The following is an 11,306-nucleotide window of genomic DNA, read 5'->3' as shown; positions in this document are numbered from 1 at the left end:
AATTTATCGCCCTCCCAAGGAGCAACCCATCATGAAACGCCAAATACTCGCAAGCTTTGCACTTTCCCTCCTGGCCACCAGCGCATTTGCCCTGCCAGCTGCTGAACAGGCAACCCCACAAGTGAAAGCCGACGCTTCCCACTTCAGCCAAACCCTGGCTCGCAGCGGCGCTTCGGACAAGAACAACACCGACTACAACGGCAGCATCACTGAAAACGGTTCGGAACAAGCCAACAAACGTGCTTACACCGAAGGCGTTGCTGAAGGTGGCCGTGACCGTCTGGAACAGAAAGGCCTGGTTGAAGGTGGCGCTGATCGCCTGATGGAACGCAACGCTGTTGCCGAAGGTGGCCGTGATCGCCTGGAACAGAAAGGCCTGGTTGAAGATGGTTCGAGCCGCGCCAACAAACGCGCCTATGCTGACGGCGTAGTGGAAGGCGGTGCTGACCGTCTGGCAGAACTGCATCAAGCACAGAGCTAAGCCCGTGCTGGCCCTGGAAAAAAGCCCGATCAGCCGATCGGGCTTTGACTTTGTGTGAACCGCAACGCCCTTCTCCCTTTTGAAGTTCGACGCTGGCAAAGCTGATTTGCTAGAGTGCGTCGCTGTCCTTGTCCACAAAGCCCGCCTGCCAATGCTGCCCCGCGCCGAACAGAAGCAACAGACCCGACTCGCCCTGATGGACGCAGCCCGCCATCTGATGGAGTGTGGCCGTGGGTTCGGCAGCCTCAGCCTGCGTGAAGTGGCCAAGACCGCCGGCATCGTGCCCACCGGTTTCTACCGTCACTTTGCCGATATGGATCAGTTGGGCCTGGTATTGGTCAGCGAAGTCGGCCAGACCTTTCGCGCGACGATTCGCCTGGTGCGCCACAACGAATTCGTGATGGGCGGCATCATTGATGCCTCGGTACGGATTTTCCTGGATGTGGTCGCCGCCAACCGTTCACAATTCCTGTTCCTGGCCCGCGAGCAATACGGTGGCAGCCTCGCCGTGCGCCAAGCCATTGGTGCCCTGCGCGAAGACATCGCCAGCGACCTCGCCGCCGACCTGACCCTGATGCCCAAGCTCCAGCACCTGGATGCCGACGGCCTGCACGTGATGGCCGACCTGATCGTCAAGAGCGTGTTCGCCACCCTGCCCGACATTATCGACCCGCCCGCCGAAGCGCTGCCTGCGCACCTCACGCCACAAGCCAAGATCACCCAGCAGCTGCGTTTCATCTTTATCGGCCTCAAGCATTGGCAAGGCCTGGGCAGCACCGAATAACTCAGCGCACGGTGTGAAAACGCTTGGCGGTGGTGTAGTTCCGGTTCCAATAGCTGTTGGCCAGTGAGTCGATGCGCACGCTTTTGCCCGTGCGTGGCGAGTGGATGAACTTGCCCTCTCCTATATAGAGACCAACGTGGCTGACCTGGCCGCGCCCATTGCCCCTGAAAAACACCGCATCACCCGGTTGCAACGCATTGCGCTTGACCGTGGCCGCGGTTGAGCGGTGCATCGCCGAGGTGGTGCGAGGCAGATGAATGTTGGCTTCGGTCTTGAACAGGTACACCAGGAAGCTGCTGCAATCGAAGCCCTGCTTCACCGAAGCGCCGCCCAATTTATAGGGCGTGCCCAACAGCTCGTGGGCGCGGTCGATCACGTTGTCGATAGTAGGTGGCGGCGCGAATGCCTGGGCACGCTGAAGATTGGCCGAAGCAGATGAAATGGCGAGCGACAAACTGACAATGAGTAAACAGAAAAATGACTTGTACATGGTGGAAACCGCTGAAGATTAAATACGGAGCGGAATCCTAATGAAACAGCGCGTAACGCAACGCACGGCAAATCCTGCAAGTGCGTAGGAAAAGTCCCAAGCAATCAAAACTCATAAAAGATGAAAGAAATTTCATGCACCAAGCAATGGAATTCAACGCCGAGCGCCCGGATCCGGTGCTATAAATCCAACCACGCACCAAAATGAAACATTTTGGAATAATTTCCTGCGCCATCAGGTGGCACAAGTCGCCTGCCTACAGGGAATTCCTACTCCCCGCGTGGTTGGCAAGACCCTTGCTCTAGCTTGCTTATCGCTCATAGCTGGAAGCTTTCTGATGCTGGTGATCCACCGCCGAATCGCCCCCCACCCCGTCTGGGCCGCAGAGTTGCTGCTGAATTTCGAAGCCCGCAGCAAAAGCCGCCTGCGCTGTTTCAGTGCCGACGGAGAAGACGTCGGCCTGTTTCTGGAGCGCGGCCAACCGCCGCTGCACGATGGCGAATTCCTACAGGCTGAAGACGGACGTGTCGTACGCGTGTGCGCCCGGCCTGAACAACTGCTGCACGTCACTTGCGGCAGTGCCTTTGAACTGACCCGCGCCGCCTATCACCTGGGCAACCGCCACGTGGCCCTGCAAGTGGGTGATGGTTGGCTGCGCCTGCTCGATGACTACGTGCTCAAGGCCATGCTCGATCAGTTGGGCGCGACGACCGAGACCATCGAGGCCCCCTTCCAGCCGGAACACGGCGCCTATGGCGGCGGCCACCACCACTCCCGCCATGGCGACGACGACTTCAACTACCCGCCCAAGCTGCACCAGTTCGGCGTACGCCTATGAACCCAGCCTGGGCGCTGTTGCGTCTGGCCAGTCCGCAGCTGCCGATTGGTGGCTACAGCTATTCCCAGGGCCTGGAAATGGCCGTGGAGCAAGCCCGCGTGACCGACCCGGCAAGTGCCGGGCGCTGGATCAGCGATCAACTGTTGCTCAACCTGGCGCGCTTCGAAGCGCCGCTGCTGCTCGCCCACTGCCAGGCCGCCGCCGAACAGGACTGGCCACGCCTCGCGCAGTTGTGCGAGGAACACCGCGCCAGCCGTGAAACCCGCGAGCTTTATCAGGAAAGCCGGCAGATGGGCTATTCCCTGCACCAGCTATTGAACGGTTTACCGGAGCTGGATGACGCCGCCCGAGAGTTCCTGGCACAGCGCTCCGAACCGCACCTGGCCCTGGGCTGGGCCCTGGCCGCCCGCGCCTGGCAGATCAGCCCGGATGACGCCCTGGCCGCCTGGTTGTGGAGTTGGCTGGAAAACCAATTGGCGGTGCTGATGAAGACGCTGCCTCTGGGCCAACAAGCCGCCCAGCGCCTGACCAGCGAACTGCTGCCGCTGCTGCAACAAGCCCAGCAGGACGCCAGCCAGCTTGACCCCAATCACTACGGCAGCGCCGCGTTTGGCCTGTCCCTGGCGTGCATGGCCCATGAGCGCCAGTACAGCCGCCTGTTCCGTTCCTAGGGCACTTTATCTTGGAGAATCACATGAACACCCAACCCCTGCGCGTCGGCATCGGCGGCCCGGTCGGCTCCGGCAAGACCGCCCTGACCCTGGCCCTGTGCCTGGCCCTGCGTGATCGCTACAACCTGGCGGTGGTCACCAACGATATCTACACCCGCGAAGACGCCGACTTCCTGGTGCGCAACCAGGCCCTGGCGCCCGAGCGCATCATCGGTGTGGAAACCGGCGGCTGCCCCCACACCGCCATTCGCGAAGACGCCTCCATCAACCTCGAAGCAGTAGACCAGTTGAACCGTCGCTTTCCCGGCCTGGACCTGATCCTGGTGGAATCCGGCGGCGACAACCTGTCGGCCACCTTCAGCCCGGAACTGTCGGACCTGACCATCTACGTGATCGATGTGTCGGCCGGCGACAAGCTGCCGCGCAAAGGCGGGCCGGGAATCTGCAAATCCGACCTGCTGGTGATCAACAAGATCGACCTGGCGCCGCTGGTAGGCGCATCCCTGGAGCTGATGAACAGCGATACCCAGCGCATGCGCGGCGGTAAACCTTTCGTCTTCAGCAATCAGAAAACCGGCGTCGGCCTGGAAGAAATCGTCGCCTTCATCGAACGCCAGGGCTTGCTGACCGCAGCCTGATCAACCCCCACAAGGAGCCTGTCCATGCGCCTCAATACACTTCTCGCTGCCGCAGCCTTGCTGCTCACCCCCGCCCTCGCCTTCGCCCACCCCGGCCATGGCGACAACGGCCTGGTGGCCGGTATCAGCCACCCGCTGGGCGGCATCGACCACTTGCTGGCAATGGTCGCCGTGGGCCTGTGGGCCGCTCAACAAAAAGGCTCGGCGCGCTGGGCGCTGCCGTGCACGTTTGTCGGCACCATGCTGATCGGCGGGATGCTGGGCTTTGAAGGGCTGGAACTGCCGGCGCTGGAAAGCGGGATTGCCGCGTCGGTGCTGGCGCTGGGCCTGGCGGTAGCGCTGGCTGTGCGGCCGCCGTTGTTCGTGGCGGTGGCGGCGACGGCGCTGTTTGCACTGTTCCATGGCGTGGCCCATGGTTTGGAGCTGCCGGACATGTCCAGCCCTTGGGCGTATGCCATAGGGTTTGTGGGTGCGACGGCGGTTTTGCATGCGGCGGGTTATGCCGTGGTGCGTTTCCTGCCGGCGGCGGCAGCGCCGTTGGTGCGGGTGGCGGGTGCGGTTTCGGCAGCGACTGGGGTTTGGTTGCTCGCTCCCTGAGATTTTCAGCGCTCCTGAGGGCCTCTTCGCGAGCAAGCCCGCTCCCACAGTCGACTGCATTCCAACAATGGAACTCGATCGAATGTGGGAGCGGGCTTGCTCGCGAAGGCGGCAGTAAAGACAACACCGATCCCAAGCCTGATACCATGTCGCGCAAACACCCCTGCCGTGACGACGCCAGCCGATGCCCATCGCTCCAAGCTCCGCCCTCAAGCCTCAATTGACCGCTGTGTTGACGCACTTCCACGACCTGATCGTGCCGCTCTGGCATGGCCCGGGCTGGAATGCCGACCTGGCGCTGCCCTATGAGGCCCTGGACGCCGACCATCGGCCGTTGCCCCCGCAACGCTACCGCGCCATGGCCTGCGCACGGCAGTTGTACCTGTTCGCCAGCCTGATCGGCGAGCCCGGCGCAGTCTTTGCCGAGGAGCGCGCCGCCGCACTGTTCCGTTCCCTGCAACGGCACTTCCACGACGCCGAGCACGGCGGCTGGTTCTACAGCATCGACGCCCACGGCAAGCCGCTGGATAAGCGCAAGGACCTCTACACACACGCCTTCATCATCTTCGCCTGCGCCCACTATTGGGCCAAGGTACGTGAATCGCTGGTGGAATCGGTACTCGACGCCGCCCTGGAAGTGGTCGCCGAACGCTTCGCCACCGGCGACGGCCTGTACGAAGCGGTGCTGGAACGTAACTGGTCATCCCTCAAGTCTGGCCCTCTGCAAAACCCGCTGATGCACCTTGCCGAAGGTTTCCTCGCCACGCTGGCCGTGCGGGAGGACGCCGTCACCCAAGACGCGTTGCTGGACCTGGCCAACGCCATGCAGAAGCGCTTCATCGACCGCCAACACGGGGTGATGATGGAAAAACCGCTGGGCGCTGTGGATAACTGGTTTGAACCGGGGCATCAGTTCGAATGGTTCTTCCTGCTGGAATCTTCGGACCTGTTGCGCGGCACACCGCTGCACACATCGCTGAACAAAGCGTTCACCTATGCCGAGCAAAAGGGTGTGGATAACCTGACCGGTGCGGTCAGCGGCATGCTCGCCCTGGACGGCAGCGTGCGCGACGGCACCCAGCGCATCTGGGCCCAGGCCGAATACCTGCGGGCGCTGACCTTGCGGCCCGACAGTGAAGCCGTGCTGCACCGCCAATTGCTGGCGTTGCAGCAGCGCTTCCTGCACGACAAAGGCTGGAATGAATGCCTGGATGCCAAGGGGCAAGTGAGCCGACGGGATATGCCGTCAACCACGCCTTACCACTTGGCGACGTGCTACCTGGGCCTTACGCAATCCATTTGCGATCCCCGGTAAAACTGATCGTCAGCCAGCGCGCCGCGTCCGGCTTGCCCAGCCCTGTGGATATTTCTTCGCGCAGCCCATCCAGGGTGGCGACGTTATGCACCGGGTAATCCGCCGGCAGCACCACATGAATCTCGATAAACCGCGCCCGCCCGTGCTTCTGCACGTAGGACACGTAATCATCGAAACCATGCCTGGCCACGACCGCCTCCATCACTTCGCGCACTTTGCCGTCCAGTTGGTCCGGCACAATCCCCAACACGTCGCGTAGCGCCGGGCGCAGGATCTTGAAGGCCGGCGCCAGCATGCTCAACGCCAGCAGGATCAGGATCAACGGGTCCACATACACCGCCCACTGCCCATAGCCCTGGGACTTGAGCAACAGCGCCGCCAGGAAGCTCACCAGCAGCCCCACCGACAGCATCGCGTCCACCAGCCAGCTGATGTTGTCGAACTGGATCAGCGACGACTTGAGCGTGCGATTGCGGTAACGCACGTAGAAGAAATAGGCGAACTCGACGACGGTAAACACCGCCGCATAGATGATCACCAGACCCAACTCGATATCGCGCCCGCCATTGATAATGCCGAACACGCCGTTGAGAAACGCGTAGATGGCGATCAACAGCAGGAAACTGCCCTCGATCAGCAGCACCATGGGCTCCAGGTGCCAGTAGCCGAACTGGAAACGTTCGTTGCTTTTCTTGGCGATCAGCTTGGCCGTGATCAGCATCAGCACCTTGATGGCGGTGGCGATCAGCGAGAAAAAGCCGTCGAATAAAATCGATTGGGCGCCCGACACCACCCCTGTGACAATCCCGGCGATCGCCACGGCGAACATCAGGATGGTCGATTGTTTGAGCAGCGACTGCTCACCTCGGTTACTCACATATCCTCCTGTCAAAACCTTTGAACCGCACAGCGCGGCGGGGTTTTCAGGGGTGGAGTGTACCTTATGTCCTGTTTTGGCCGATTTGCCGCATATTCAAGCCTGACAAAACCCTGTGGCGCGGGAGCAAGCTCCCTCGCCACAACAGCTCGACGAACTTAGGCCTTGGCGCCACGCTCAATCGCAAACCCGGCCCAGGTCTGGCTCACTGGCATCAGCTCCAGGCGGTTGATGTTCACGTGTGCCGGGGTGTTAAGCACCCAGAAGATCGTATCCGCAATGTCCTGCGGCTGGATCGGCTCGGCACCGGCATAAGTCGCGTCATAACGCGCCTGGTCACCGGCAAAGCGCACCAGCGAGAACTCACTCTCACACAGGCCCGGCTCGATGTTGGTCACGCGCACGCCGGTGCCCTGCAGGTCGCACCGCAGGTTCAGCGAGAACTGTTTGACGAAGGCCTTGGTGCCGCCATACACGTGGCTGCCCGGGTACGGGTAGCTGCCGGCAATGGAACCGAGGTTGATGATGCCGGCGCCACGGCCGTGGGCGATCAAGCGCGGCAACAGCAGGCTGGTGGTGGTCAGCAGGCCCTTGATGTTGGTGTCGACCATGGTTTCCCAATCGTCGAGGCTGCACTTCGGCGCAGGGTCGGTGCCCACCGCCAGGCCGGCGTTGTTGATCAGCCCGCGCAGCGTGGCAAAGGACGGCGGCAGGTTGGCGATCGCCTCTTCCATGGCCTTGCGGTCACGCACGTCCACCACCAGGCCGAGCACTTCGGTCTGCTTGGAAAGCTCGGCGCACAGGGCGTTCAAGCGCTCTGCGCGGCGGCCGGTGAGCACCAGTTTCCAGCCGGCTTCGGCAAAACGGCGGGCACAGGCTTCGCCAAAACCGGAGGTCGCGCCAGTAATAAACAGCGTATTGGACATGGTGTTCTCCTTGCGGGGCTACGAGGTAAAAAATCAGCCAGCAGAATGCCCGGCTGCCGGGCTGGCGGCAACTGATACACGCTGTGGACACAGGTGAATGCCGCTCATGCTGTACGAAATTCAACCAATCGCCCGAAAGCCATACAGGCCGTGGCGTGCAGCCATGTGCGCGCACCTTATCCACAGCCCCGTCCACAGTCTTTGGGGGCAAGTACAAAAGCTGAAAGCCGCGCTACACAAGGCTTTCAGCGCGATTCAAAAAGTTTTTTGCTTGACCTTGCGCAGCCCGTATGTAGCCCGGTTCAAAACGGTGCAACCAGGGCGATGGCTCCAGGCCAGTCATTCCGGCCTCTGCGGCACTCTTTCCAGAGTTTAGTCACAGACTTATCCACAGGCCGGAGTGACATATTCCGGTCATATACCTGTGTCTTTAAACAGGTTGACAAACCCCTCGGGTGGTCACGAAAAACTCACTGATCAATAAACAACCACCACGCTGCAAGCCACGAAAACAAAGGCCTCCAGCCAGCTACTCCCACGTTACCCACAGCCGGTTCCACAGTGCTTGGGGACAAGTCAAAACTGTGACAAAACAGGGATTTGCGGCGGCTATATGTCGCGCTTTGGCAGGTGCCCGGATTTGTTGTCCACAATTTCAGGAAAGCCTGCAGGCGACGCAAAAAAATGTGGGAGCGGGCTTTGTGTGGGAGCGGGCTTGCTCGCGAAAGCGGCGTATCAGTCAATGCACATGTGACTGACCCACCGTCTTCGCGAGCAAGCCCGCTCCCACACAAGCCCGCTCCCACATTGGACCTGCGAACGACTTAATGCCCGCCGAGGTAGGCGTTGCGCACCTCCTCATTCACCAGCAGCTCCTTGCCGGTGCCGGTAAGGCGAATCTCGCCGTTGACCATCACGTATGCCCGGTCCGACAAGCGCAACGCATGGTTGGCGTTCTGCTCCACCAGGAAGATGGTCATGCCGGTAGACGCCAGCTCCCGCAGCGTGGAAAAGATCTGCTTCACCACGATCGGCGCCAGCCCCAGGCTCGGCTCGTCCAGCAGCAACAGCTTGGGCCTGCTCATCAGTGCGCGGGCGATGGCAAGCATCTGCTGTTCACCACCGGACATGGTCATCGCCCGCTGGTTGCGCCGCTCCTTGAGACGCGGGAATAGCTCGAACATGCGCTGCATGTCTTCGGTGGCGAACTTGTCGCCAATCGGGATGGTGCCCATCAGCAGGTTTTCCTCGACGGTCATGTCGGGGAACACCCGCCGCCCTTCCGGCGACTGCGCAATGCCGTTGGAGGCGATGTAGTGGGACGACTTGTGGGTAATGTCGACGCCGCGGTAGATGATCTGCCCGGACTCGGCCCGTGGCTGGCCAAAGATCGACATCAACAGCGTGGATTTACCCGCGCCGTTGGAGCCGATCAGGCTCACGGTTTCGCCTTCGTTGATGTGCAGCGAAACTTTCTTCAGGGCCTGGATCGGGCCGTAGAACACGTCCAGGTCTTTCAGTTCGAGGATTGGCTCACTCATACCAGCTCCTCTTCGTCAGCGCCCAGATAAGCCGCGATCACCTTCGGATCATTGCGGATCGCTTCCGGCCCGCCCTCGGCAATCACGTTGCCGTGGTCCAGCACCACGATGTGGTCGGAAATACTCATCACCATGCCCATGTCGTGTTCGATCAGCACCACCGTCAGGTCGTGCTCGTCCCGCAGCAGGCGAATCATCGCGCTGAGGGCTTCGGTTTCCTGGGGGTTGAGGCCGGCGGCCGGTTCGTCGAGGCAAATAATCTGCGGCCGGGTGCACATGGCACGGGCGATTTCCAGGCGGCGCTGCTGGCCGTAGGACAGCTCGCCGGCCAGGCGGTTGGCGCAGTCCACCAGGTCCACCACTTCCAGCCAGTAGAACGCATGGTCGAGGGCATCGCTTTCAGCCTTGCGGTAGCCCTTGGTATTGAGGATGCCCGCGAGCATGTTGCGGTTGACCCACATGTGCTGGGCCACCAGCAGGTTCTCCACCACCGACATTTCCTTGAACAGGCGAATGTTCTGGAAGGTGCGCGCCAAACCCGCCCGATTCACCAGGTGAGTGCCGCCGAACATCTTGTAGAACACCCGGCTGACGAAGCTTTTCGGCGAGACAAAGTCGGTGGCCTTGAAGCGCTCGCCCAGCAGTTGGATCACGTTGGTCTGCTTGCCGCGCACATTGAGTTCGATCTTGCCGCCGGAGGCTTTGTAGAAACCGGTCAGGCAGTTGAACACGGTGGTCTTGCCGGCACCGTTGGGACCGATCAGGGCGAAGATCGAGTTGCGCTTGACCTTGAGACTTACGTCGCTCAAGGCCTTGATGCCACCAAAGTGCATCATCAGGTGTTCCACGGAAAGAACGACTTCCTTGCTCATGGCGCCACTCCTTTACGCGGGACGACACCGGTACGGCTGATACGAATCAGGCCTCGTGGTCGCCAGATCATCATCACCACCATCAACACGCCGAAGAGCAGCACGCGGTACTCGGAGAAGCTGCGCAGCAGCTCCGGCGCCACCGTCAGCACGAACGCGGCAATCACCACGCCGACGGTCGAGCCCATGCCGCCCAATACCACGATGGCGAGGATCAGCGCCGACTCGAAGAAGGTGAACGACGACGGGTTGACGAAGCCCTGATAGCTGGCGAAAAACACCCCGGCCAGACCGGCAGTGGACGCGCCGATGGTGAACGCCGAGAGCTTCACCAGCACGTGGTTGAGGCCCATGGAACGGCAGGCGATTTCGTCTTCGCGCAAGGCTTCCCACGCGCGGCCCACCGGCATGCGGGTCAGGCGGTGCTTGATGTACAGCACCAGCAGCACCACCAGGAACAGCACGATGTAGATGAACAGGAATTTGATGTTGGGGTTGTAGTCGATGCCGAAGAACTCGTGGAACGGCACCCCGCCATCCTTCGCCTTGCGCACGAACTCCAGGCCGAAAAACGTCGGCGAGGGCACCGGCATGCCGTTCGGGCCACCGGTAAACGACAGCCAGTTATTCAGCACCAGGCGGATGATTTCACCGAAGCCCAGGGTCACGATCGCCAGGTAATCGCCGTGCATTCGCAGCACCGGAAACCCGAGTATGCACCCCGCCAGCGCCGCACAAATCGCCGCCAGCGGCAGCACCGACCAGAAGCCCAGGCCGAGGTACTGGTAACCCAGCGCCAGGCCATAGGCGCCGATGGCGTAGAACGCCACGTAACCCAGGTCGAGCAGCCCGGCCAGGCCGACCACGATGTTCAGGCCAAGGCCCAGCAACACGTAGATCAACCCGAGGATCACCACGGTCAGCAGGTATTTGTTGGCAAAGAACGGGAACACGATGGCAATCACGATCAACGCCGGGATGATCCAGCGCAGGCGCGACTTGTAGTCCGGCTTGAGCACATGCACACCGGAGCCGGTGCTTTCAAACCCTTGCAGAATCCGCAGGCCCCTTGGGGTTTGCAGGAACAGGCTCATGGCGAACCGGCCGACCATCACGATGGCCACCAGGATGCCGACACGCGCCGGTTGCAGGTTGAAGCTGTAGCCGTCGAGGACCACGCCGACGATCGGACCGAACACGATCAGCGAAATCAGCCCGGCGAGTACCGCATCGACGACACTTTTCTTGATATCGATAGAGTAGGCAGCAGACATAG

Annotated in this window: 13 protein-coding genes; 7 read left to right on the top strand and 6 right to left on the bottom strand. The window is 61.3% G+C overall.

Going from position 1 to position 11,306, the window contains the following annotated elements; all coding sequences use genetic code 11:
* Positions 1–31 precede the first annotated feature (31 nt).
* Together HX817_RS02245 and HX817_RS02240 are read left to right on the top strand one after the other, a co-directional pair.
* Positions 32–481, top strand: coding sequence for a hypothetical protein (locus tag HX817_RS02245; RefSeq protein WP_003217421.1), 450 nt, complete (start codon positions 32–34; stop codon positions 479–481).
* Between the two features lie 151 nt (positions 482–632).
* Positions 633–1,265: a TetR family transcriptional regulator gene (locus HX817_RS02240; protein ID WP_003217423.1), complete on the top strand. Its 633-nt coding sequence runs from the start codon at positions 633–635 to the stop codon at positions 1,263–1,265.
* A 1-nt stretch (position 1,266) separates the two neighbouring features.
* Here the strand turns inward: HX817_RS02240 and HX817_RS02235 are convergent, their stop codons facing one another.
* The gene (locus HX817_RS02235) at positions 1,267–1,755 is read right to left on the bottom strand and encodes a C40 family peptidase (protein WP_177039712.1); all 489 of its coding nucleotides are present in this window, start codon (positions 1,753–1,755) and stop codon (positions 1,267–1,269) included.
* Between the two features lie 337 nt (positions 1,756–2,092).
* Between HX817_RS02235 and ureE the strand changes: the two genes are divergently transcribed.
* From ureE to HX817_RS02210, 5 genes are all read left to right on the top strand, one after another.
* Entirely contained in the window at positions 2,093–2,593 is a 501-nt protein-coding gene (gene ureE, locus HX817_RS02230) for an urease accessory protein UreE (RefSeq protein WP_177039711.1), read from the top strand.
* Complete coding sequence (locus tag HX817_RS02225) at positions 2,590–3,264, top strand: urease accessory protein UreF (protein WP_003217429.1); 675 nt, start codon at positions 2,590–2,592, stop codon at positions 3,262–3,264. The genes ureE and HX817_RS02225 overlap by 4 nt, the downstream gene beginning before the upstream one ends.
* A 23-nt stretch (positions 3,265–3,287) precedes the next feature.
* Entirely contained in the window at positions 3,288–3,902 is a 615-nt protein-coding gene (gene ureG / locus HX817_RS02220) for an urease accessory protein UreG (protein ID WP_003217431.1), read from the top strand.
* A gap of 24 nt (positions 3,903–3,926) precedes the next feature.
* Entirely contained in the window at positions 3,927–4,499 is a 573-nt protein-coding gene (locus HX817_RS02215) for a HupE/UreJ family protein (protein WP_177039710.1), read from the top strand.
* Positions 4,500–4,683: 184 nt separating this feature from the next.
* The gene (locus HX817_RS02210) at positions 4,684–5,814 is read left to right on the top strand and encodes an AGE family epimerase/isomerase (RefSeq protein ID WP_177039709.1); all 1,131 of its coding nucleotides are present in this window, start codon (positions 4,684–4,686) and stop codon (positions 5,812–5,814) included.
* On the opposite strand, the gene HX817_RS02205 is transcribed toward HX817_RS02210, so the two are convergent.
* The 5 genes from HX817_RS02205 to livM all read right to left on the bottom strand — a co-directional run bounded on the left by HX817_RS02205 (position 5,786) and on the right by livM (position 11,304).
* Positions 5,786–6,691: a cation transporter gene (locus HX817_RS02205; protein WP_177039708.1), complete on the bottom strand. Its 906-nt coding sequence runs from the start codon at positions 6,689–6,691 to the stop codon at positions 5,786–5,788. The genes HX817_RS02210 and HX817_RS02205 overlap by 29 nt on opposite strands.
* A gap of 158 nt (positions 6,692–6,849) precedes the next feature.
* Positions 6,850–7,617 carry an SDR family oxidoreductase gene (locus HX817_RS02200; protein ID WP_003217437.1) on the bottom strand — a complete coding sequence of 256 codons (768 nt, stop codon included), beginning with the start codon at positions 7,615–7,617 and terminating at the stop codon, positions 6,850–6,852.
* Between the two features lie 824 nt (positions 7,618–8,441).
* Positions 8,442–9,158 carry an ABC transporter ATP-binding protein gene (locus tag HX817_RS02195; protein ID WP_003217439.1) on the bottom strand — a complete coding sequence of 239 codons (717 nt, stop codon included), beginning with the start codon at positions 9,156–9,158 and terminating at the stop codon, positions 8,442–8,444.
* Complete coding sequence (locus HX817_RS02190) at positions 9,155–10,030, bottom strand: ABC transporter ATP-binding protein (protein ID WP_003217442.1); 876 nt, start codon at positions 10,028–10,030, stop codon at positions 9,155–9,157. The genes HX817_RS02195 and HX817_RS02190 overlap by 4 nt, the downstream gene beginning before the upstream one ends.
* The gene (livM, locus tag HX817_RS02185) at positions 10,027–11,304 is read right to left on the bottom strand and encodes a high-affinity branched-chain amino acid ABC transporter permease LivM (protein WP_003217445.1); all 1,278 of its coding nucleotides are present in this window, start codon (positions 11,302–11,304) and stop codon (positions 10,027–10,029) included. Before livM ends, HX817_RS02190 begins: the two co-directional genes overlap by 4 nt.
* Between the last annotated feature and the right edge of the window lie 2 nt (positions 11,305–11,306).

It is taken from the genome of Pseudomonas sp. C6002 (assembly GCF_013385805.1).
GTDB lineage: Bacteria > Pseudomonadota > Gammaproteobacteria > Pseudomonadales > Pseudomonadaceae > Aquipseudomonas.
This window is presented reverse-complemented; position numbering and strand designations above follow the sequence as displayed.

Bases quoted from the DNA above. Each gene is read 5' to 3' on its own strand.
- ureE (WP_177039711.1), top strand. From the start codon at position 2,093: ATGCTGGTGATCCACCGCCGAATCGCCCCCCACCCCGTCTGGGCCGCA.
- HX817_RS02215 (WP_177039710.1), top strand. From the start codon at position 3,927: ATGCGCCTCAATACACTTCTCGCTGCCGCAGCCTTGCTGCTCACCCCC.
- HX817_RS02225 (WP_003217429.1), top strand. From the start codon at position 2,590: ATGAACCCAGCCTGGGCGCTGTTGCGTCTGGCCAGTCCGCAGCTGCCG.
- HX817_RS02200 (WP_003217437.1), bottom strand. From the start codon at position 7,617: ATGTCCAATACGCTGTTTATTACTGGCGCGACCTCCGGTTTTGGCGAA.
- HX817_RS02245 (WP_003217421.1), top strand. From the start codon at position 32: ATGAAACGCCAAATACTCGCAAGCTTTGCACTTTCCCTCCTGGCCACC.
- HX817_RS02210 (WP_177039709.1), top strand. From the start codon at position 4,684: ATGCCCATCGCTCCAAGCTCCGCCCTCAAGCCTCAATTGACCGCTGTG.
- HX817_RS02195 (WP_003217439.1), bottom strand. From the start codon at position 9,158: ATGAGTGAGCCAATCCTCGAACTGAAAGACCTGGACGTGTTCTACGGC.
- ureG (WP_003217431.1), top strand. From the start codon at position 3,288: ATGAACACCCAACCCCTGCGCGTCGGCATCGGCGGCCCGGTCGGCTCC.
- HX817_RS02235 (WP_177039712.1), bottom strand. From the start codon at position 1,755: ATGTACAAGTCATTTTTCTGTTTACTCATTGTCAGTTTGTCGCTCGCC.
- livM (WP_003217445.1), bottom strand. From the start codon at position 11,304: ATGTCTGCTGCCTACTCTATCGATATCAAGAAAAGTGTCGTCGATGCG.
- HX817_RS02190 (WP_003217442.1), bottom strand. From the start codon at position 10,030: ATGAGCAAGGAAGTCGTTCTTTCCGTGGAACACCTGATGATGCACTTT.
- HX817_RS02240 (WP_003217423.1), top strand. From the start codon at position 633: ATGCTGCCCCGCGCCGAACAGAAGCAACAGACCCGACTCGCCCTGATG.